Genomic DNA, 20,851 nt, shown 5'->3' on the forward strand with positions numbered 1-20,851 from the left:
ACAAGGGGCTGAAAATGAAATCGCCCTGGGAGTACCGGGCGGAACTGGCATCAAACGAATGAGGTGGTGTCCGGTTTAGCGGGGGCAACTACAATTACTCGCGCACACTGCAATGCTTGTGGTCATGAAACTAAGCATTTGGTAATCGCGCGGCGAGAGAAGTCTGATAGTGAACCGGCTGATCCTAGTGATCCATATGGTTTTAACGAGATAAGCTCCCGCACAATATATTCAATGCTTGAGTGCTGTGGTTGTGAAAATATCTCTTTCCAAAAGGTATTTGAATTTTCAGAGTGGCCAGAGCCCACCATCGACTATTACCCTCCAATTACCTCGCGTCCCTTGCCTAAAGCTTGGCTGAGCCATCTACCAGACGAAATGGGAGACTTGCTTTTGGAAGTCTATATTGCGCTGAGCTCAGATTGTCGTCGACTTGCTTTGATGGGAGCCAGGACGCTCGCAGATTTATACATGACAGAGAAGCTTGGTGATATTGGGGGTTTCGCTCAGAAACTTGGGCAGCTCGAAACTCAGGGCTTTGTTAGCAAGGTAAATAGAGAATACTTGGAGGCTGCGCTCGAAATTGGTCATGCCGCCACCCATCGAGGTCACGAACCTAAAGCGGCAGAGGTCGAGCACGTGATGGATATTGTGGAGAACCTTCTTCAAAACTATGTTTTGGAGCATTCTGCCGCTACATTGCGGGCAACAACTCCCCCTAGACGCAAAAAAATCTAACAGGGTGGTCAACGGGAACTACGCTGCGCTCCGTTGGCGCCCATTACAACTGGCGTTAAGCACACGGACGAAAGCATGGATCACCTAATTCAGGAAACTTCAGAATTTTTCAATCGACACTGGTACGGAGAGTTGCCAGTTCCGGCGTGGAACTTTGATTGGAATTGGAAAGGGCCAGTACCAAATTACTTGCTTGGTGGGTTGTATGCGCTATTTTCCGATGAATCTCTCGTATATATCGGGCTTGGGCGCAGCAGTGTAGCTCGCGGTATCAGTGCTAGATTAGAGAGCCATGTTCTTGCAATTAGTGGCGAAGGTGACAATTACGGATACGTGCCACAAGAGAAGTGGAAAAAGCTCGGGGTAAACCGGCTTGCAACCATAGGGTTCCCTCCCGAGTTCAGCTACCTTTCATCTGCATTAGAAGACTATCTGATTGGCAGATTGAAACCTAGTGCAAACTCCGTTGGTAAATCAATCCCTTAAAGAAACTATTAAGGGTGTTCCGAGCCTTCGGCCTTACACCGGACGCCCCGTTCAGGGCGCCATTTATAGCTGGGATTTTGCCCAAGGATTAAGCAATGAGTTCGTACGGAACGTTGATATTCTTCTGCGGGAAGATGGGAGCCGGCAAAAGCACTTTGTCTGGCAAAATCGCTCGCGAGCGGGGAGCCGTGCTTATTTCAGAGGATGAATGGCTGGCCGCCCTATTCCCTGGCGAGATCAATGATTTCAACGATTACATCAGTTACTCATCTCGGCTCAAGCCAGTGCTGAAATCACACGTTGAGCAATTGCTCTTGGCTGGTACCTCTGTGGTTCTGGACTTTCCTGGCAACACCCGCAAGCAAAGAGCTTGGTTCAAGGATATATACTCACAACACGGCATTCCTCATGAGCTGTACTTTTTGTCGGTAGACGATGAAGTTTGTTTAAAACAGCTGAAACAGCGACAGAAAGAACAGCCTGAACGAGCTCAGTTCGACACAGAGGAAGTCTTTAGAATAGTGACGGGGTACTTTGAGCCGCCGGAAGAGTCGGAGGCGTTCAACCTCCAGATTGTTGAAGGAAAGTCCGCATAACGGGTGACTGCTGCCAGACGCATCTACGTTGGCACTCCGTTTCTAGCCAGACAAATTTGGAAATGCCAGCCTGGCGGCAGGTCAACACCACTACTCTCAACCACTCAGACCCATCCTGGCCATCTGGAATGGGAGTAACTTCCTGTCGTTAACCAAAGTCACAACCTCCAGCTCATTAATGAGGCTGGGGGTCGAATACCTGTAAGTCCACCGATAATCGAACCCGTTTTCTGCTGCCTCATATCGATCCAACAATATACGGACATTCGCAATGCCGGCCATACGGATCGCCATGTAACAGAGAGCGCAAGGCTCTCCTGAGGCAATCAACGTCGCCCCTTTTAAAGAGACGCTATTTTCATTCCGTGAAGCGTCCCTTATCGCCTGTATTTCTGCGTGTGCGGTACAATCCAGATGCTCGGCAACCTGATTTACCCCCTTGCCGACAACGTCTCCATCTTGATTGACGATCACAGCGGAAAACGGCAAACCACCGGCTTTTACACTGCTAATAGCCAGATCAATGGCGCTTTCGCCACAGGTTGCCAGACGCTCTTCATCAATTCGGTCACGCATCGGTGACCTCATTTCTTGACGATAACGCCGGGGCTGAAAGGCTCAGCTCTGAAGCAAGGCTCTCGGCTCGAGCTTTGGCGTTGGCGACTGACACGCGGTGCCGCTCGTCGCCAAATTCCTGATATTCAGCGGCGACCTCATAAATGGTGTCCACCCCGAGGTATTTGCTCAACGTTCTGAGGTGCGGAACCAGGTGGCCAGACTCTTCCCTTATTCCGCCTTTTTCAAAGCCAAACTCTCCGCTGGAGGTCACAATGATCAATGTCTTACCGGATAGCAGGGGCTGCAGCGGGAAGTCCCCTCGTTCGAGATCGAAATCAAACGTTTTGCCAATGCGAACGATCTGATCGAACCAGGCTTTTAGCTGAGCCGGCATACCGTAGTTGTACATGGGTGAGGAGATCACAATAACGTCGGCTGCTGAGACCTCGGCGATCAGGGTATCTGAGAGTGCCAGTGTCTCCTGCTGCGCCGGGGTCCTATTTTCCTCAGGGGTAAACACCGCGCCAATCCAATCCTGGGTAATGAAAGCGGGTGGGTTCACGCCAACGTCACGATAGATATATTCATCTTCAGGACGGTTCTGTTTCCAGGTATCAATGAATCGGCGGGCGACATTTTTCGATATGGAATCGTGATCCGGGTTCGGGTTTGTCGCGGCTCTGACGCTTGAATCAATGTGTAATAGTGTGCTCATGTTCATTTCCTTGGCTGATTGATGACAGGAGCTAGTTTGTGGCGCTGAATGGACTTGCACAAACGGAAAAATTACACTTGCAGATGAATTAAACTCATCCAAATGTTCATGAACTCGTGATTGACCTGGAGATTCACATTGCAGGTGTCATTACAGGCGCTGAAAGCCTTTGAGTCGGCTGCCCGCCGGGGTAGTTTCAAGTTGGCGGCAGAAGAACTTTCGCTGACGCCGACAGCCATCTCACACCACATTGGCAACCTGGAAAGCCGATTGAATGTGAGCCTGTTTCATCGGCAGGGAAGACGGATATCCTTGACGGGAACGGGTATCCGATTAGCCAAAGCGACCTCAGAAGGGTTTCGCAAAATCGACAGCGCTTTGGAAGAGGTGGTGAAGGCAGGTAATACGGTCAGGGTGACGACGACATCATCCTTGGCAGCGATGGTACTGATCCCTTCCCAGCACGATTTCGAACAAGCCAACCCCGAGATTTCTGTGGAAATATCGACCGGCGAGTCGGTCGACAGCCAATCCTACATCATTCCCATTCGATTCGGAGATGTCTCAGTTGCTGAGCATTCTGATGTCATTCGATTTGAATCATTCAATGTATTTGGTGCCTATGGAATGACGCCTCCCTCCTGGGAAAATGCCCCCATAACCCTGTTTACCACGGAGTGGAAAAACCAAGCGTTACCGGCCCCTCCCCTCACCGATTGGTTAGAAAAGAATGAACTGCAGGGGGCAAATATTCAACTCAAAACGTTTGATCAGGAGCTTTTCGGGATCCAACAGGCTATGGCAGGTAACGGGCTGGTGTTCTGCTCTACAACGCTCGTCGAAAGGCTGTTGAAGGCCAACGTTCTGCAGCACTTCGACACGCAATCGGTAACATCAGATTTGTGCTATTACGTTCCGGGTAGGGATAGCTTCGAAACGAGGAGTGCGGCCAAATTCCTGAATTGGGTCGAAGATATCCTGAACCAGTAATACATGCAGTCACTTTCATTTTTCATGGACATCAGCCCCATAAAAACCGGAGAACGCCAATGACCGCCTACGTGATCGGTAACATCACCGTAAAAGACCCCGACAAATGGGCAGAATACCGCAGCCTTGTTCCGGAAACGCTGGTTCCCTGGGGTGCGGAACTGGTACTTCGGGGTACACAGGCAAAGGTGCTAAGCGGGCAATACCGGCACACCGATACGGTGGTTATCCGCTTTCCCAATGCGGATTCCGTCGTCGATTGGCACGACTCTCCTGCCTATCAGGCATTGGTGCCGTTGCGCACCCAGGCAGCGGATGTGGATCTGGTGACGTTCGAGGCCGACTAATAACTACTGCCACCGCGGGCAGCCTGGCGCCTATACTGGACAGCAAAACCAACAGAGAAGCGCCATGGAAAACAATTCAACAAGCCTGAGCATGACCGTTCTGATGACGCCGGACAAAGCCAATTTCTCCGGCAATGTGCACGGCGGCACCCTGCTAAAGTACCTGGATGAGGTTGCCTATGCCTGCGCCAGCCGCTACGCGGGGACCTATGTTGTTACCCTGTCCGTCGATCAGGTGATGTTCCTCCAGCCCATCCAGATTGGCGAGCTGGTGACATTTCTGGCCAGCGTGAACTACACCGGCCGTACCTCCATGGAGATCGGCATCAAGGTGGTTACCGAGAACATCCGCGACAAGTTGGTTCGCCATAGCAACAGCTGCTTCTTTACCATGGTGGCGGTTGATGACAACGGCAAAGCCGTTGCCGTGCCACAGCTGGTTCCGAGCACCGATGATCAGATACGGCGATTTGCCAACGGTAAGGAGCGCAGGGCCATTCGTGCCGAACTGGAGGAACGCTACAAGGCACTGCATAAAAAATGAGTCCGGTGCTCTAAACGTCACGCGATGGTATGGTTCAGGAACGGATCGACGCCAGTATTGAAGACGAAGGGATCAACAGGAGATGACCCTATGCACCAAACCGGAAGCTGCCTCTGCGGCGGCATCAAGTACGAAATCCATGGCCCCCTCACAGATGTTCTGAACTGCCACTGCACCATGTGCCGAAAGCTGCACGCGTCAGCATTTCGAACCCGCGCCAAGGTAAGGTCAGCGGACTGGCGCACGGTGCAAGGCGAGGAGCTGATCAAGTTCTACGAGTCGTCGCCCGGCGAACACAAGGTCTTTTGTTCCAACTGCGGCTCCAGCCTTTACACGAGATTTGATGCCCAGCCAGATGTGCTTGGGTTCCCGATGGGATCTCTGGATACTGATCCGGGCGTGAAGCCGGAGCGGCACGTTTACGTCGGAAACAAGGCGCCGTGGTTTGAGATTACGGACGACCTGCCCCAATACACAGAAAATCCCTGAATCGAGAAACAACAACCTTCAATTTTTTGGATCAAGGAAGATTATGAAAGTATCCCCCCTCCCCCTCGTCGTTCTCTGCCTGTTTATGGGCTTCACCTTCTGGGTGATGGCCGGCGCCGAGCAATCGCTCCTGGCCTTCGGCGCCCAGTTGATGTCGAGTCCCGATACCGCACAGGTTGTTATTGATCTCTACATTCTCGCGGTATTGGCTTGCATCTGGATGTACCAGGATGCCAAACGTCGAGGCAAAGGATTGGGTTACCTGATTCCGTTTTTCGTTCTGACAGCAGTGTTTGTCTCCGCCGGGCCCTTGCTGTATCTGGTTCTTCGAGGTGGGCCCGAGACTGAAACCGGTAGGCTCTAACCGTTCGCATCAGCCAAATCAGAGTCGGCCATCTTTGAGCACCCGAGCTACAATGCTAACGTTGAGTGGTTTCAGTCAGCCAGACTTCGGAGGGCCCCATGGCAGGCGGATGGTCTCGTGATGGTGCGGTTCAGGAACAGATCGACGCAAGCGTTGAGGATGAAATCCAGCGCGCACGCAGCCAGTTGGCCAAAGGCGAAAGTGCCGAGGAATGCGATGAGTGCGGAGCACCAATTCCAGAGGCCCGGCGCAAGGCCATTCCAGGTGTTCGTTTGTGCATTGACTGCCAGTCGGCCCATGAAAAGGAGCACAACCAGTCTGGCGGCATCAATCGCAGGGGCAGCAAGGACAGCCAGCTGCGATAGAGACGGCCCACAAAGTAGCCTGGGCGGCGGTTAAAGAGGAATATCACAAGGAGGGCGACAGGTGGGTCAAAGGCAAATCCCGAGATTGAATCGCCATAGCACACCCTCCCGGACTAGCGTTTGAATATGGACATTTCAATCGAACCGGGGCGGGCTGATCATCTTGATGGCATTCACGCTCTGGTCCTCGAATGGGGTTACACAGCCAGCAGGCTCCGAACGAAAGCATGGCTCGAGGCAATCGCTAACTCTCCCGACCATCAGCTTTTCGTCGCCCTTTCCGGAGGTTCGGTCGTTGGATGGATAGCAGTGGAAAAGCGCCTGTTCCTCAGCGAGCTGTTTGTCGCGGAAATTACAGGCCTGGTTGTAGGCTCCCACGCACGGAGGGCTGGTATCGGCCAGTTATTGGTCCAGTCTGCTGAAGACTGGTCCAGCTCTATGGGACTCCCGCGGGTGGTGGTACGCTCTAATGTAACGCGCCTGGAGTCTCATGGCTTTTATCCGGCGGTTGGTTATACGCAAGCCAAAACAACGCATGTCTACATCAAAGACCTCAAGCAGCCCGGATCGGAGCCCTGAACGCCCCGGCATGAAAAACGGCGCGCTCCCAGAAAAGGAAACTGCATGACAATCTATGGCGATACCCAATCCGGCAACTGCTACAAGGTTCAGCTCGTTTGCCAACTGCTGAACATCGACCATCAGTGGATTGATGTCGACATTCTGGCGGGCGACACAAAATCCGATGATTTTTTGAAAAAGAACCCGAATGGCAAGATTCCTCTGCTGGAGCTGGATAGTGGCGAGACGCTGTCAGAGTCCAACGCCATCATCAACTACCTCGCGTTCGGCTCTGATCTGTACCCGAATGACCGCCTCGCTCAGGCCCGCGTTCTGCAATGGCAGTTCTTCGAACAATACAGCCATGAGCCGTTTATCGCCGTTGCGCGCTTTATCAACAAGTACCTGGGACTGCCGGCAGACAAAGCCGACGAGTATGCCGCCAAGCAAACCGGCGGGCACAAGGCCTTGCAGGTGATGGAGCAGCAGCTGGCACAAACGCCATTCCTGGCGGGTGAGAAGGTCACTACTGCAGATATCTCACTCTATGCATACACCCACCTCGCGGATGAGGGTGGTTTTGAGCTGGAAGCCTACCCTGCGATTCGCGCATGGCTGGATCGCGTTGCGGCATTGCCGAATTTCAGGCCTATGGCCTAATCCAGCGCTTGCCTCAATCCCTCACCGATGACTCGGGTAAACTCCCGGATTCTTTTGACCCGTTTCAGGTCAGGATGCGTGAGAATCCAGAGAGGAATACCCAAGTCCGTGATGGGATCAGTCAGACGGCAAAGCTCTGGATCGGCATCCCCCAGGTAGTCTGGTAGCACGGCCACTGCCCTGCCTGATCGTGTCGCGATTTGCATGCCCAGCATTGAGTCGACGCGGTAACTGCAGCATTCACTCACACCGTTTCGGGCCATCCAGGTTTCGAGAGCCCGATTGCCCATGTGCGTATCCGGGCCGATCCACTGGTAACCGGTTAAGGTGTCCAGAGGTGCCCGCCGGTTCTGCCAATGATGCCGTTGCCCATAGACGCTCTGCCGGATAACTCCAACCTTTCGCCCAACCAGGGTTTCTGGGGGATTCCCGGTGGGGCGAATGGCGACGTCTGCTTCGCGTTTGCTCAAACTGTGCACCTGATTCGAGATGACAACTTCCAGCTTGATATCGGAGAAGTCTCCACGAAACTGTTCGAACGATGTGGCCAGCAAACCCGCAAACAGAGTGTCGGTTGTGGTGACCCGGATGGTTCCTGAGAGCTTGAGGTCTTTTCCTGCAAGTCGGCGCTCAACGCCAGTGATATCCTCTTGCACCCTTTTCGCGACGGTGAAAAGGTCTTCTCCGGCGGCACTTGGCGTGTACCCCGTTCGCGCTCGTTCAAACAGAACTACACCCAGCTGACTTTCCAGATTAGTGAGCCGGCGGAAGACTGTCGCATGGCTGATTCCCAGCTGCCTGCCAGCTCCTGATAGCGTTCCCGTGTCGGCAATAGCCGACACAATCTGCAGATCATCCCATCGAATTTGTTGTTCATTCATGCAAACTAGATTCTCGGCTATTGAGAATTTATGTGTATTTAGGAACAGCTTAGGCTATCACCAGATGAATGCAAAAGGAGTGATGGGCTATGAACGTGTTGATTATTCTCGCTCACCCCGAGCGCAAATCGTTCAATGGCGGGCTGGTTGATGTAGCAATAGAGTCCCTTCAGGCTGTTGGACACACGGTGGAACTTAATGACCTTTACCGGCAAGAGTTTGATCCGGTTGAGCGTGCCGGCCACTACCGAGAGCATGTTGATGACACCTATTTCGCCCCGTTGACCGAACAGCGGGCTCATTATGAACGAGGCGCGCTGGCTCCTGAGGTCCAGAGAGAAATCAGCCACCTGGAGTGGGCCGACCTTGTGATCTTCCAGTTTCCCCTCTGGTGGCACGCGCAACCGGCAATACTCAAGGGTTGGTTCGATCGGGTTTTGGTATACGGAGGGCTCTACTCCGGGAGCCGACGTTACAACCGGGGGCACTTCCGAGGCAAAAAAGCCATGTTGTCGGTAACCACCGGGTCTCCGGAGCGGGCCTTCAGGCCCTTCGGCCGCGCTGGCAATATGGTGGAATGGCTGTGGCCCATGCATTCCTCGCTGTATTACGTGGGGTTTGATGTTCTGCCGCCCCAAGTTAGCTACGGCATTCAAGGAGGCGGTATTCGTTACGAAGATGAGTCCAGGTTCAGGGAGCAGCTTGAACGGAAGAAAGCGCTCTGGGCGGAGCGGTTGCCGGAATTATTCGATGAGTCACCCATTCCGTTTACCGGCTGGGAAGACTGGGACGAGGACGGTATGCTTCAACAGACTCATCCTATGCGGTGGCGGCTCTAGGAAATAGAGCATGTTACGAAGAGCTCCATAACCTCATCTGCGGAATGACCGCGACAAGGAATTAGGAATGAAAGGCGAGTGCCTTTGCGGCAGAGTGAAATTCAAGATTGAGGGCAATATCCCCAACCTCTACCAATGCCACTGTTCCCTCTGCCGGAAGGTAACGGGATCGTCGGCGAATGCGGCAACTTTTGTGACGCAGAAGGATTTTCGCTGGCTGTCTGGTCAGGACAAAATCTCTTCTTTCCAGAAGCCAACAGGCTATCGCAGTGATTTCTGCTCGGTATGCGGTAGTCCAGTACCAAACCAACTGAGGGGCATGGAGTTGGTTTGGGTTCCTGCAGGACTCCTGGAGGCGTCATTTGAAGGGGCCATGACCGTAAACGTGCATCTTCACATGGGCTCAGCTGCCTCCTGGGAGCGTGACTCCGGGGAGTGCGTCCGCCTGGAGGCAGGGCCCGAGAGCCTTGAATCTTTGCAGGAAGCTTTACAGGAAAACCCCTGTGCCTGAACTGAAAACCATCGGTCTTTTTCTCGTTACCGCGCTGGCTGAAATCGTTGGCTGCTACCTACCCTATCTCTGGCTTCGCGAGGGAAAGAGCATCTGGCTTCTGGTACCCGGGGCCCTGAGCCTGGCGGCATTTGCCTGGTTACTTTCCCTGCATCCTACTGCCGCCGGTCGGGTTTATGCGGCCTACGGCGGTGTGTATATTTTCATGGCCATTCTCTGGCTCTGGGCTATTGACGGCATCCGGCCAACCGTCTGGGATCTGGTGGGATCCGGCGTAGCACTGCTCGGCATGGCGATTATCATGTTTGCGCCTAGAGGCGCATAAATCTGCATCGCGTACCGGATAATCACCACAGATCTGCTTAAGCCGTGACCTCCTCTCGGCGCGCTGACGTACAGTAGTCATATGATCGACGTTCCACTTACCAAAAGGAAGACGCTAGCGCCTCCTTACACTATGCAACGCTTTTCATATTGGCTTTTCGCACTGCTGCTCCTGGTGACCCCGCCAAGCCACTCGGAGACGGCCGACTGGCAAACAGAGGTGTCCAGAGAGGCTGCAAACCTTGAGCGCCTTCACTCCTTGATTGTTGTCCATGAGGGCCAGGAAGTTCTGGCATTGGATTTGAAAAGTGCCGGGCTCGACACGCCAACCAACATCAAATCTCTCTCAAAGACAGTACTCGCCGCGCTGGTGGGTATCGGCATCGAAAAAGGTGTGTTCGAGGGAACCAATCAACCGGTTGTTGAAACGCTCGGTGACCGCGTACCCGCCTCCGCAACCGAGGGCGTAGACCGGATAACTCTGGGGCACCTGCTGTCTTTGCAGGCCGGGTTGCAGCGGACATCTGGCCGTTACTATGGTCCCTGGGTGAACAGCGATAACTGGGTGCACCATGTGCTCACCCGGCCGTTCGTGGATGAGCCGGGCGGTCGCATGCTCTACTCCACCGGCAGCAGCCACCTGCTCTCGGCGGCGCTCACCGAAAGCGCCGGGCGCAGCACGCTCGACCTGGCGCGGGAATGGTTGGGCGAGCCACTGAATATAACCATTCCTGCCTGGGGCCGGGACCCCCAGGGGATCTATTTTGGTGGCAATAATATGACTCTTTCGCCAAGGGACCTGGCAAAAATCGGCGAGCTTTATCGCAATGAAGGCCGCCTTGGTGATCGGCGCCTGTTTCCGGAAAACTGGGTGCGGGAGTCCTGGATTGAACGCGGAAGGTCCGCCTACACAGATGATCCCTATGGCTACGGCTGGTTCCAGCAGCCGCTCGCCGGCGAAATGGGGTATTACGGGCGTGGGTACGGAGGCCAGGTACTGTATGTGATGCCCGCTCGCAAACTGACCGTGGTGATGACCTCTGACCCTACCCCACCCTCGCCGGGTTCAGCCTTTTTGCGCCGCCAGTTCCAGTTAATTGAGGACCACATAATTCCTGCCGTGAAAAACTGAAGCGGCCGTCACGCATACGTTTCCTCAACTATACTCACTGGTGGCGAACACCAAGGAGGAAACGAAATGAACAGGATCGCAATTACACTGTTTTCAGCTCTGTTGATCGCGCCAGTAGCAGCGATTGCAGAGAGCATGAAGTCTGAGGCGCCGGCCAACGCTGGCGTATATTTCGTGCAACCAACTGACGGCGCAACCGTAGACGAAACCTTTAAAGTCGTCTTTGGTCTGCGGAACATGGGCGTGGCACCTGCGGGCGTGGAAAAAGCAGGCACCGGGCACCACCATCTGCTGATCGATACCGACGTACCGTCCGATCTGAGCAAATCCCTCCCGGCAACAGATCAAATCAGACACTTTGGTGGCGGGCAAACCGAAACCGAGATCACGCTATCACCGGGTAAACACACGCTGCAGCTTTTGGTCGGTGATCACATGCATGTGCCGCACAACCCGCCAGTGGTTTCCGAGAAAATCACAGTGATGGTGGAGTAACGTTCTACCCTGAACGGGATGGCCAGTGCAGAGTTGCATTTCAGTCAATCCCCTGGGCGTTCGATCATGGTACTGTGAGCGCAAATAATCCGAACGAATCCAGGGGATAGCTGATGCGAAAGAACATTCTGATTACCGGTGCCAGCACCGGTCTCGGGGAAGGCATGGCCCGCGAATGGGCGGCCAAAGGCTGTAATCTGGCGCTCTGTGCGCGCCGGGCAGACAAGCTGGAAGCTCTCCAGCGGGAATTGCAGCAGACCTATCCGGATATCCGGGTCCTGGTCCGAGGCCTTGATGTCTGCGATTACGATCAGGTGTTCGAAGTGTTCCGGGGCTTCCGGGATGAACTCGGTAGTCTTGATCGGGTGGTGGTTAACGCAGGTATTGGCAGCTCACAGCCCATCGGCCGTGGGCATTTCGCTGCCAACCGTCACACCGCCGAGACCAACTTCATCGCTGCTATTGCCCAGAGTGAGGCAGCCATGGAGATCTTCCGCGAGCAGAACAGCGGTCATCTGGTGTTGATGTCGTCTGTCAGTGGTGTTCGCGGTTTCCGTGGGCCACTGAACGTATACGCTGCCACCAAGGCCGCCGTAGCCTCTCTGGCGGAAGGCCTGCAACTGGATACCAGGGGCAAGCCCATTAACGTCAGCAACATCATGCCGGGCTACATTCTCACCGATATTAACCGCGATACGAAAAATGCCCCCTTCCGGGTGGATCTGGAAACCGGAGTGAAGGCTCTGGTGAAGGCCATCGAATCGGAGAAGCGCCGGGCCTATGTGCCCTGGTGGCCATGGACGCCGCTGAGCTACGTGATCAAATCCCTTCCCTTTGGATTATTTGCCAGAGCAATGTGAGCAGCTTGGAATATTCAGAATGAACAAATCCTTTGCCCTGGCAGCGTTGATTGCTGTTCTGCTGGGGTTCCTTGGCTTTCAATACTACATCACCTCCGTGCCGGATCTGGCAGAGCCCATTACCGTGGAGGAAACCCGATTCATCGAGCCGGACCAATCCCTTCTGTTAACGCTCCGGGGTGGCGAGGGCCGCCACTTTACCGTAGGCCTGCGCGGAGACATGGCCAACGATCCGGAACAAACCGCCTTGTTCTTTATCAGCAATCCGGATCTGGTGCCCTATGTGTACTGGCCGGGTCTTCGGAGCAACGACGAAAAACGGGTACTGGAGCTGCTGGAAGATATGGTTGAGAAACAAAAGCAGGAGGAAGCGGTCAGGCAGATTTACGAAGTGCTCAAGAACCGGAACTGAAGCCGCCGGATTCTGGGCGGGCTGGAAAAATGGCTGGGAAAGCGGGTCCAAGAACTCCCCCAGCCAGCGCCACGGTTGTGGCGACTTTCTAGCGCACTTTTGAAAGGAACTTCTGGGTGAGCGGGTTTTGCGGATCGGTAATCACCTGGCGTGCTTCACCGATCTCTGCGATCACGCCCTCGTGGAAGTAAGCCACCCGATCAGAGACATCCCGTGCGAACCCCATTTCGTGGGTCACACAGATCATGGTCATCCCCTCTTCTGCCAACAGGCGCAGGGTATCCAGAACCTCGCCGACCAGCTCCGGGTCGAGCGCGGAGGTCACCTCGTCAAGCAGCATGTAGTCAGGCTTCATGGCCAGAGCACGGGCAATCGCCAGGCGTTGCTGCTGGCCGCCGGACATTTTCGTGGGATAGACGTCGAACTTATCACCCAGGCCGACGTGCTCCAACTCTTTCTTGGCGATTTCAATCGCCTCTTCCTTGCTCATCTTCTTGACGATTCTGGGCGCCAGTGCGGCGTTCTCCAGTACAGTCATATGAGGAAAGGAATTCCATTGCTGAAAGACCATGCCCAGTTTCTGGCGCAGCTTGTCCTTGTTGGTCTCTTTGGCATGGACATCCACATCATCAACGAGGATCTTGCCCTTGTTGATGGGCTCAATGGCATTGATGCAATACAGGAGAGTCGACTTGCCACTGCCGGAGCCCCCGATAACGCTCACGACCTCGCCTTTCTTTACATCCAGGCTGACGCCTTTCAGTACTTCAAGATCGCCGAAGGATTTATGGACATTCTGTACGCTGATCATATTGCCATTTTCCTCTCAACATACCGGCCGTAGTGGGACAGCGGGTACGAAATAATGAAGTAAAAGATACCAACACCGATCAGAATCTCGAGCGGTTGCTGGGTTCTTGAAATCAGTTGCTCCGACGTGCGCAGCAATTCCATGTAACCGATGACCGAGACCAGGGCCGAGTCCTTGATGACACTGAGTGCAACACCCAGCCACGAGGGGAACACAGCACGCAAACCAATCGGCAACCGAATGTGGTAGATGGTTTGCCATTTGGTCATGCCCAGTGAGCGCGCTGCCGTCTGCATTGAGGGACTGACACTCTCAAAGCCACTGCGGAAAACCTCGCTCATGAAGGCCATGGTATACAGCGAGAGCACAATGGAGCCCGCAACAAACGGCGCCAGTGGATTCCCCATCGCACCGACAAAGGTGGAAAACAGAATAAGCTGGATGATCAGGGGAACACTTCTCAGCACGTCGAGCACGCTACCGAAAAGGACGTTGACGGCCTTGTTGCTCTCGGCACGGAGAAAGCCGACGATCAATCCCAGAATAGTGCCCACCACGATGGCGACAACGGAGATGATGATGGTATTCCAGACACCGGTCAGGATCAGACCGCTATCGCTCCAGGACAGGGGTGTGAATAAAGAATTCATCAGATTTCCCCCTTGAAGAGTCTACGAGCAAGCAGTGATGATCCGAACAACACGAGTTTGGTGATCACGAAGTACATCACGGCCGCCACAATGAAGAACTCCAGCGTTCTGAACGACAGTGACTGCAGACGCTGAGTCGTGCCAGAAAGCTCGCTCATACCCACCAGAATGCCCAGAGAGCTCATCAGGATGGACCAGACAAACTGGTTGGTCATCGGGTGGTAGATGCGTCTCAGCATCTGCGGAAGGATGATGTATCGATACGTCTGGATACTGGTCATGCCCAGCGACTTGGAAGCGCTGTACTGGGTGCTCGGGATCGACTGGAAACCACCCCGGAACGTCTCCGTCAGGTAGCCCGCGTTGATAAAGACCAGTGCGCTCAGTACCGCCACGTAGGGGCTGAGGTGGATACCAAATGCTCCAAGGCCAAAATAGGCCATGTAGATCTGGAACAGGGCCGGCGTATTCCGGGCGATCTCGACCCAGACCGTAGCAACCTGGCTGAAGAACTTCGTGTTATTCATTTTGGCGATCGCCAACAGTATTGCGATCACAACGCCCAGAAGCATCGCCAGAACGGATACGTGCAGGGTAACGAAGGCACCGTTCAGCAGCTGGGGCATGTTCTGGAACACAACGTTCCAGTGAAATTCGTAGTCCATACCTTGGCCATTTTATGAATGGTAGGAAACTCGACCAGAGCCCGGTAAGAAGGGCCTTGATCAGAATTTTAGATCAGGACACCCGATGGTGAGTGCCCGACCCGGGAACCAATGCAATGACGGCCGCCTGTTTGGCGGCCGTCGGTTCGGCGCTTACTTGTTGTCCCGGAGGGACTTGATCAGATCGGCCGGCGCATCAGTACCGAAGTGCTTGTTGTAAGCTTCGTTCATGTTGCCGTCGCGAATCTGGCGTACCAGGAACAGGTTCAGGTAGTTGATCCAGGCAACCTCATCACGCTTGGCGATGATGCCCACAACGTCGTCGTAGTTGGGAACGTAGGGGCCCGCTTCAAAGTCTGCGAACTCTTCGCTACGCAGTTTGGTCGCAATGTTGGTGTTGGTAGAGATGATTGCGTCGACCTTGCCCTGGTAAAGACCCAGGTACGCATCGTTCTCGGATTTGAAGGAGGTGTAGTTGTCCTTGCCCCAGCCCTGCTGCTCGGCATACGCGAGGTATTCGGTTTCGTAGGTGGTGCCGAGTGCCGCACCGACTTTCAGGTTCTTCAGGTCGTCGAAGGATTCAATGTTCTTGTCCTCGTTGGCGATAACCTGGAATTTGAACACGAAGTACGGGTAGGTGAAGCCAACGGTCTTGGCGCGCTCCAGTGTATCGGAGGTAGAGCCGATAACCACATCAGTCTTGCCGGACACCAGGGAGGGAATCCGCTCGCCCCAGGTCAGGTTGAGAACATTGACGTCTACGCCGAGCGCCTCGCCCAGGTCGTTACAGTAATCGACGTCAAAGCCTGCAGGCTCGTTGTTCTCGTCAAAATATCCCATTGGTGGGAAATCCAGAACCACGCCACAGTTCAGAGTGCCACGTTGAATCACGGTGTCCAGCTGATCGGCTGTCGCGCTTACGGAGGTTACCGCAGCACAAGCGAATACAAGCGGTGCTAGTTTGCGAATCATAGTTATTCTCTCTTTTTCTTTCGTGGGCGAAAAGTGTGTGTCCGTTATGCCTACACAACACGAGTTATGTGCAAAAAGCATACGTAAAAATACTACCGTAGATTATTTAGTGAAAATTTTTGAAATTTGCCATTTGGTAGGCAATTTTCCTTAATTTCCTCAATATAACCGGATTTTTTGAGCCTGCAACTCGTGATAGCGGCCAAAAAACGAACAAACAGTCATTTTTCATGTTCTTAGGTCTATGATTTAACTGATGTTTACACCTCCTTAATCAAAAAGACGAATTTATTACTATAGCAGGCCATTTTAACGGTCTCTGAGCAACACAGCGGGGTTTAACCGCATTGCCCTGAGCGTGGGCAGTAATCCACCCAGCAGCGCCAGCGAACTGACACCTCCGGCAACCAGCGCCCCAATCCACCATAAATCGCCGGCCGGCAGCTTCAAGGCGAGGTCAGCCACAGGTAAAGCAATTAGCGCACCAAGCGCCGTCGCGAAAACCGTTGCCAGGAAGGTCAGCAAACCGGTTTCCAGTAGCATGGATTGGCGGATCGCTCCGTGACGGGCGCCAAGGCAGTGCAACAGGTTGGCCTCGTAAAGCTGCCGCCTGCGGCTGACACTGACCACGCTGGAAAGCACAAGCAGGCTGGCGAGAAGACTGACCGATGCCACAGCCGCCAGGCCCGCGGCTGCCTTGTTCAGCAGATCGCCGGCGGTTTCCAGCCAGTCAGCGGTGCGCAGCGTGATTACATTGGGGATGTTCTGTGCCAGCCATTGCTGGGATTCCCTGGCCGCCTCATCGCTTTGGTAGACCGCACCAACGTAAAGGCTGATCAAGTCGTCCAGTGCGCCTTGCTGCAATATGCCCTCGAACCAGAATCGGGTCTGCAGCCCTTTTTGCCGGTAAATTGCACGGATTTCGACGTCGATGCTCTTATCCTGTGCAGTAAAGGTGAGCTGGTCGCCCACCCCCAGTCCAAGCTGGTAGGCCTCCCGATCCTCCATGGCCATGTACGCAGGCTCCCCCTCGGGGGCCGGCGATTCCCACCAGCTGCCTTCCACCAGTTCCAGTGCTTCGGGGTTGCCCGAGAGATAACTCAGTTTGTATTCATCGCCCATGGCTTCTCGCCGAGCTTCGGCATTATCAGCGAGAACCTCCGCAATCGGCTTCTGGTTAATAGTGTCCAGACGGGAACGGACCATCGGAAGCAACTCGACGCGGCTGGAGGCATCCACCGCTTCCAGGCCGTTTTGCAGCGGTTCCATCTGGTCCGGGAACACTTCATAGAGGATTAGCGCCGGCGACTGTTCCGGTATGGTGGTTTCAACCGCCCTCAGGAGCGTGGTAACCATCAACGTGCAGGCCACCACAAGCGTCAGCGCGGTACCCAGTGACAGCAGGGTTGCCCGGAGCGGCGAATCCGGCCGGTGCAGATTGGCCAGGGCCAACCGCCGGGCAAACCTGCGGTCGGCAAAACCGCCGTTTTCCAAAGCCTTGGCACCGCGGCGCAACCCCTTGATCAAACCTTCCAGGAGGCCCCAGAGCAGCGTAACCGCCAGCAGGAACAGAAAGCCCAGATGAGGCGATGGGAGCCAGAACAGAGTAGCGCCGATGTAGACAGCCAGCAGTAGATAGCTGGCAATCCGCCAGCTGCGGGGCTCGTTGGGAGCCGCCTCGACCTGCCCCCGGAAAAGCCCGGCCGGCGCAGCAGCGAGGGCTCGAGCGAGTGCCGGCAGTGCAAACACGTAAGCAGTAAGAACAGCGAACAGCCAGCTCAGCAGCAAGGGAACCAACCACAAGGACAACCAGCCGCCGGCCCCACCGGGCCCTGCCAGAGCAAAGGCATCGCCCGCCAGGTTGATCGCCAGGGCGGAAAGCCCCAGCCCGATACCACCGCCAATAAGCCCCGCAAGGCTGCCCAATACACCAATCTGCAGGAGGTATATGCCGACAAGCGGTTTGCGACGCAGGCCAAGTGTTTGCAAGGTGGCAATTGTGCCCAGCTTTTCATCGAGGTAGGCGTGGATGCTGTTGGCAACGCCGAGGCCACCGATGAACAATGTAGTGAAAGCGATAAGGATGAGTGCTGTGGCAATCTGGTCCAGACGCTCGGAAATCCGTTCGCTGCGCTCGGCAAACGTAGTGATTTCCCATCGCGCATCCGGGAATGCCTGCTCGAATTCCTCAAGCCAGGTGTCGAGATTCTGTTCGGTTTGTACCCGGTATTCGTAATCCACGCGGCTACCCGGGCGAATCAATCCGGTTGCCTCCACGGCCTGCTCGGAAATCATGATCGGCAGACCTCGCCAATTGGCGTTCAGGCTCCGATCCGGTTGCTTCTCGATAAGGCCGCTGATTCGAAAGGTGGCGGCGCCGATCTCAATCCGGTCACCAATCGACTGGCCCAGGCGTTCTGCCAGCAAAGGATCGATGATAGCGCCCCACTGCCCTTCCTTCTGGCCTGTAAGCGCCCCCAGAGGCTTATCCGGCATTAGCTCCAGCTCGCCGTAGAGGGGATAGAGAGCATCCGGAACCAGTATCTCCGCCCGGAAGAAGCCGTCGCCGCCGCTTCCGCTGACGATGGTATCGAATTCCCGAACCAGTGAAATTTTGCCGGTAGCACGAATCCATTCGAGCGCATCATCGGGCAGCGGCTCGCTGGTATCCAGCTCCACATCGCCACCGAGCAGCGCGCGGGTATCCGCCAGCAAGCTTTGCTCGATCACCCGGTAGAGGCTGGCTGTCGCAGCCACAAGGGTAACGCCGAGAATCAGGCAGGCCAGGAAAATCTTCAACGCAGAGATACGTGACCGCAGATCGGTGATCGCGAATCGGAGCATCCAGAGCGGGTTTGTGGAGCGTTCAGGAGGCATAGAGACGCCCACCGTCCATCCGGACCCTGTGCTGACAACGCTCGGCAACGCGCTCGTCATGGGTCACCAGTACCAGCGTGGATTTGCTGTCCTTGTGCAAGTCGAACAGCAGGGAGAGCACTTTCTCACCGGTTTCATGGTCCAGATTGCCTGTGGGCTCATCTCCCAACAACAGGCTTGGCTGGTGAACCAGTGCCCGAGCAATCGCAACCCGTTGCTGCTCGCCGCCAGAGAGCTGCCCCGGGTAGTGCTGCAGCCGATGGCTGAGACCAACGGCCTCCAACATGGCGAGAGCTCGCTCCCGCGGCCTGGCCTCGCCGGCAATCTCAAGCGGCAGACTCACGTTTCCCAGGGCTGTGAGGCCAGGCAGCAGGTGAAAGGACTGGAAAATAATGCCAAGGTGCTCACTTCGCCAGTCGGCCAGAGCATTGGCGTCCATGTCGCCCAGACGTTGATCGCCGACCAGAATTTCTCCACTGGTCGGTCGCTGCAGGCCGGAGAGCAACAAAAGCAGGGACGTTTTCCCGCTGCCAGAGGGGCCTGTGATTGCCAGTGTTTCTCCCGGGGGCACCATGAGGGAGGCATTTTTGAGTACGGCGACCTTGCCGGACTCTGTGGGGTACTCGAGAAAAATGTCGGTCATTTCAACACTGGTGGACACTGGCGCTCCTCTGGTTTGATGAATTTCCTGCTCTGTTGCGTACTGGTAAATGATCGGCATCCGCATAAAGTTTAGAGTACGAACCCTTTTTAAGAGTGGCGCACTCACGTTTTTTGGCGCCTTCACGGAAAAACAGGAGTCCTGACCATGACCGGACCGCTCGATGGCATCCGCATTATCGATCTGACAGCCATGATTTCCGGGCCTCTCGCGACCATGATACTGGCGGATCAGGGTGCCGAGGTTATCAAGATCGAGAATCCGGCGGGTGGCGACTTTACGCGCTCCGCGGCCAATCGGCAGGGCGATATGTCGGCGCTGTACCTCAACAACAACCGCAACAAGAAATCAGTGGCGCTGAACCTGAAAGAAAAGGCGGGACGCGACGCGCTGCTTCGACTGGTAGCGTCGGCCGATGTCTTTGTGCAGAACTTCCGGCCGGGCGTCATTGAGCGGATGGGGCTCGGCGAAGAGCAGCTGCGCAAAGTGGCCCCGGATCTCGTGATGGTATCAATCAGTGGCTTCGGTGATACCGGCCCCTATTCCCAGCGACCGGTATACGACCCGCTGATTCAGGGCCTCTCCGGATTGGCCACCGTGCAGGCGGGCGCCGATGAACTGCGTCCGCAACTGGTGAGAACCATCTTGCCCGACAAGCTCACCGGTGTAACCGCAGCCCAGGCGATTACCGCGGCCCTGTTTGCCAGGGAACGCACCGGGGAAAGCCAGCATGTCCGGCTGTCCATGCTGGACGCGATCATCGCGTTTCTCTGGAGCTCCGACATGGGCAGCCAGACCTTTGTTCACAGTGAGGTGCCTCAGCAGGAGGCTGCGAGCCTTCAGGATCTCATCTATGAGACCACAACCGGCTACATCACCATTGCGGTTCAGAGCGATCGAGAGTGGCAGGCCCTTATTCGAGCTGTGGACCGCCCGGAGTGGGCGGAGGATCCAAGGTTCCTGACTGCCCGGCTGCGCCAGGAGAATATTGATGCGAGGCTGGAGCTGATCCAGTCGGTCATCAAAACCGATACGGCCGAACACTGGTTGGCAAGGCTCGAGGCCGAGCAAGTGCCCTGCGCCCCGGTGTTGACCCGCACTCAGGTACTCGACCATCCCCAGGTACTGGCCAACGATCTGCTTTCCCACTACGACCACCCCCAGGCCGGCCGACTCCGCCAGGCCAGGGCGCCGTCGCGATTCTCGGCCGCACCGGAGCAGCACTGGCAGGGAGCTCCGCGCCTTGGCGAGCAAACCGGCGAACTGCTGGCAGAGTGCGGGTACTCCGCCGAAGAAATTCAGGCGATGTGTGATTCTGGCATCGCAGCCGTGCCTGCCAAATAACATT

General features: G+C 55.3%; 29 protein-coding genes. 20 read left to right on the top strand and 9 right to left on the bottom strand.

Annotated features, from left to right (window positions below):
* The first annotated feature begins 66 nt into the window (after positions 1-66).
* From EDB94_RS20800 to EDB94_RS16810, 3 genes are all read left to right on the top strand, one after another.
* Positions 67-738 (top strand): DUF4145 domain-containing protein, encoded by a 672-nt coding sequence (locus EDB94_RS20800; RefSeq protein WP_219908268.1) that lies wholly within the window; start codon positions 67-69, stop codon positions 736-738.
* Positions 739-813: 75 nt separating this feature from the next.
* On the top strand, positions 814-1,224 hold the full coding sequence (locus EDB94_RS20635) for a hypothetical protein (RefSeq protein ID WP_146162218.1): 411 nt from the start codon (positions 814-816) through the stop codon (positions 1,222-1,224).
* A 95-nt stretch (positions 1,225-1,319) separates the two neighbouring features.
* Positions 1,320-1,820 (top strand): ATP-binding protein, encoded by a 501-nt coding sequence (locus EDB94_RS16810; protein ID WP_108018995.1) that lies wholly within the window; start codon positions 1,320-1,322, stop codon positions 1,818-1,820.
* Between the two features lie 96 nt (positions 1,821-1,916).
* On the opposite strand, the gene EDB94_RS16815 is transcribed toward EDB94_RS16810, so the two are convergent.
* Together EDB94_RS16815 and EDB94_RS16820 are read right to left on the bottom strand one after the other, a co-directional pair.
* Positions 1,917-2,396 carry a nucleoside deaminase gene (locus EDB94_RS16815; RefSeq protein WP_108018996.1) on the bottom strand — a complete coding sequence of 160 codons (480 nt, stop codon included), beginning with the start codon at positions 2,394-2,396 and terminating at the stop codon, positions 1,917-1,919.
* Positions 2,389-3,093: an FMN-dependent NADH-azoreductase gene (locus EDB94_RS16820; protein WP_108018997.1), complete on the bottom strand. Its 705-nt coding sequence runs from the start codon at positions 3,091-3,093 to the stop codon at positions 2,389-2,391. Before EDB94_RS16820 ends, EDB94_RS16815 begins: the two co-directional genes overlap by 8 nt.
* A gap of 144 nt (positions 3,094-3,237) precedes the next feature.
* Between EDB94_RS16820 and EDB94_RS16825 the strand changes: the two genes are divergently transcribed.
* The 9 genes from EDB94_RS16825 (at position 3,238) to EDB94_RS16865 (ending at position 7,413) form a co-directional block, all read left to right on the top strand.
* Positions 3,238-4,083 carry a LysR family transcriptional regulator gene (locus EDB94_RS16825; protein ID WP_260312626.1) on the top strand — a complete coding sequence of 282 codons (846 nt, stop codon included), beginning with the start codon at positions 3,238-3,240 and terminating at the stop codon, positions 4,081-4,083.
* Positions 4,084-4,142: 59 nt separating this feature from the next.
* Entirely contained in the window at positions 4,143-4,430 is a 288-nt protein-coding gene (locus EDB94_RS16830; RefSeq protein WP_108018999.1) for a DUF1330 domain-containing protein, read from the top strand.
* A 64-nt stretch (positions 4,431-4,494) separates the two neighbouring features.
* Entirely contained in the window at positions 4,495-4,974 is a 480-nt protein-coding gene (locus EDB94_RS16835) for an acyl-CoA thioesterase (RefSeq protein WP_014576853.1), read from the top strand.
* A gap of 90 nt (positions 4,975-5,064) precedes the next feature.
* Entirely contained in the window at positions 5,065-5,463 is a 399-nt protein-coding gene (locus EDB94_RS16840; RefSeq protein ID WP_108019000.1) for a GFA family protein, read from the top strand.
* A 43-nt stretch (positions 5,464-5,506) separates the two neighbouring features.
* On the top strand, positions 5,507-5,827 hold the full coding sequence (locus EDB94_RS16845; RefSeq protein ID WP_108019001.1) for a DUF2834 domain-containing protein: 321 nt from the start codon (positions 5,507-5,509) through the stop codon (positions 5,825-5,827).
* A 98-nt stretch (positions 5,828-5,925) separates the two neighbouring features.
* The gene (locus tag EDB94_RS16850; RefSeq protein WP_108019002.1) at positions 5,926-6,192 is read left to right on the top strand and encodes a DksA/TraR family C4-type zinc finger protein; all 267 of its coding nucleotides are present in this window, start codon (positions 5,926-5,928) and stop codon (positions 6,190-6,192) included.
* Positions 6,189-6,281 carry a ChaB family protein gene (locus EDB94_RS16855; RefSeq protein ID WP_108019101.1) on the top strand — a complete coding sequence of 31 codons (93 nt, stop codon included), beginning with the start codon at positions 6,189-6,191 and terminating at the stop codon, positions 6,279-6,281. Before EDB94_RS16850 ends, EDB94_RS16855 begins: the two co-directional genes overlap by 4 nt.
* A gap of 37 nt (positions 6,282-6,318) precedes the next feature.
* Complete coding sequence (locus EDB94_RS16860) at positions 6,319-6,771, top strand: GNAT family N-acetyltransferase (protein WP_108019003.1); 453 nt, start codon at positions 6,319-6,321, stop codon at positions 6,769-6,771.
* A gap of 45 nt (positions 6,772-6,816) precedes the next feature.
* A complete protein-coding gene (locus EDB94_RS16865; RefSeq protein ID WP_108019004.1) occupies positions 6,817-7,413 on the top strand; it encodes a glutathione S-transferase family protein in 597 nt (198 codons plus the stop codon).
* Here the strand turns inward: EDB94_RS16865 and EDB94_RS16870 are convergent.
* The gene (locus EDB94_RS16870) at positions 7,410-8,294 is read right to left on the bottom strand and encodes a LysR family transcriptional regulator (protein WP_108019005.1); all 885 of its coding nucleotides are present in this window, start codon (positions 8,292-8,294) and stop codon (positions 7,410-7,412) included. The two genes, EDB94_RS16865 and EDB94_RS16870, sit on opposite strands and share 4 nt — an antisense overlap.
* An 89-nt stretch (positions 8,295-8,383) precedes the next feature.
* On the opposite strand from EDB94_RS16870, the gene EDB94_RS16875 reads away from it, so the two are divergent.
* From EDB94_RS16875 to EDB94_RS16905, 7 genes are all read left to right on the top strand, one after another.
* Positions 8,384-9,133, top strand: coding sequence for an NAD(P)H-dependent oxidoreductase (locus EDB94_RS16875; protein ID WP_108019006.1), 750 nt, complete (start codon positions 8,384-8,386; stop codon positions 9,131-9,133).
* Positions 9,134-9,200: 67 nt separating this feature from the next.
* Positions 9,201-9,644 carry a GFA family protein gene (locus EDB94_RS21030; RefSeq protein WP_108019007.1) on the top strand — a complete coding sequence of 148 codons (444 nt, stop codon included), beginning with the start codon at positions 9,201-9,203 and terminating at the stop codon, positions 9,642-9,644.
* Positions 9,637-9,969, top strand: a complete 333-nt coding sequence (locus tag EDB94_RS16885; RefSeq protein WP_008169514.1) for a YnfA family protein — start codon at positions 9,637-9,639, stop codon at positions 9,967-9,969. Before EDB94_RS21030 ends, EDB94_RS16885 begins: the two co-directional genes overlap by 8 nt.
* A 174-nt stretch (positions 9,970-10,143) precedes the next feature.
* The gene (locus EDB94_RS16890; RefSeq protein ID WP_260312618.1) at positions 10,144-11,100 is read left to right on the top strand and encodes a serine hydrolase; all 957 of its coding nucleotides are present in this window, start codon (positions 10,144-10,146) and stop codon (positions 11,098-11,100) included.
* 75 nt (positions 11,101-11,175) lie between these two features.
* Entirely contained in the window at positions 11,176-11,595 is a 420-nt protein-coding gene (locus tag EDB94_RS16895) for a DUF4399 domain-containing protein (RefSeq protein WP_373274854.1), read from the top strand.
* Between the two features lie 113 nt (positions 11,596-11,708).
* Positions 11,709-12,455: an SDR family oxidoreductase gene (locus EDB94_RS16900; RefSeq protein ID WP_108019009.1), complete on the top strand. Its 747-nt coding sequence runs from the start codon at positions 11,709-11,711 to the stop codon at positions 12,453-12,455.
* Positions 12,456-12,474: 19 nt separating this feature from the next.
* Positions 12,475-12,867: a hypothetical protein gene (locus EDB94_RS16905; protein WP_108019010.1), complete on the top strand. Its 393-nt coding sequence runs from the start codon at positions 12,475-12,477 to the stop codon at positions 12,865-12,867.
* Between the two features lie 88 nt (positions 12,868-12,955).
* Here EDB94_RS16905 and EDB94_RS16910 read toward each other — a convergent pair whose 3' ends face one another.
* The 6 genes from EDB94_RS16910 to EDB94_RS16935 all read right to left on the bottom strand — a co-directional run bounded on the left by EDB94_RS16910 (position 12,956) and on the right by EDB94_RS16935 (position 19,485).
* A complete protein-coding gene (locus EDB94_RS16910; RefSeq protein WP_014576841.1) occupies positions 12,956-13,678 on the bottom strand; it encodes an amino acid ABC transporter ATP-binding protein in 723 nt (240 codons plus the stop codon).
* Positions 13,675-14,328: an amino acid ABC transporter permease gene (locus EDB94_RS16915; RefSeq protein ID WP_008169529.1), complete on the bottom strand. Its 654-nt coding sequence runs from the start codon at positions 14,326-14,328 to the stop codon at positions 13,675-13,677. The genes EDB94_RS16910 and EDB94_RS16915 overlap by 4 nt, the downstream gene beginning before the upstream one ends.
* Positions 14,328-14,993, bottom strand: coding sequence for an amino acid ABC transporter permease (locus EDB94_RS16920; RefSeq protein WP_008169533.1), 666 nt, complete (start codon positions 14,991-14,993; stop codon positions 14,328-14,330). Before EDB94_RS16920 ends, EDB94_RS16915 begins: the two co-directional genes overlap by 1 nt.
* Before the next feature lie 153 nt (positions 14,994-15,146).
* Positions 15,147-15,965: a transporter substrate-binding domain-containing protein gene (locus EDB94_RS16925; protein ID WP_008169535.1), complete on the bottom strand. Its 819-nt coding sequence runs from the start codon at positions 15,963-15,965 to the stop codon at positions 15,147-15,149.
* Between the two features lie 309 nt (positions 15,966-16,274).
* Complete coding sequence (locus EDB94_RS16930) at positions 16,275-18,842, bottom strand: ABC transporter permease (RefSeq protein WP_108019011.1); 2,568 nt, start codon at positions 18,840-18,842, stop codon at positions 16,275-16,277.
* Positions 18,832-19,485: an ABC transporter ATP-binding protein gene (locus tag EDB94_RS16935; protein WP_206076561.1), complete on the bottom strand. Its 654-nt coding sequence runs from the start codon at positions 19,483-19,485 to the stop codon at positions 18,832-18,834. The genes EDB94_RS16930 and EDB94_RS16935 overlap by 11 nt, the downstream gene beginning before the upstream one ends.
* A gap of 165 nt (positions 19,486-19,650) precedes the next feature.
* Between EDB94_RS16935 and EDB94_RS16940 the strand changes: the two genes are divergently transcribed.
* Positions 19,651-20,847, top strand: a complete 1,197-nt coding sequence (locus EDB94_RS16940; RefSeq protein ID WP_108019012.1) for a CaiB/BaiF CoA-transferase family protein — start codon at positions 19,651-19,653, stop codon at positions 20,845-20,847.
* Positions 20,848-20,851 lie beyond the last annotated feature (4 nt).

It is taken from the genome of Marinobacter sp. 3-2, from assembly GCF_003751355.1.
Taxonomy (GTDB): Bacteria; Pseudomonadota; Gammaproteobacteria; order Pseudomonadales; family Oleiphilaceae; genus Marinobacter; species Marinobacter adhaerens.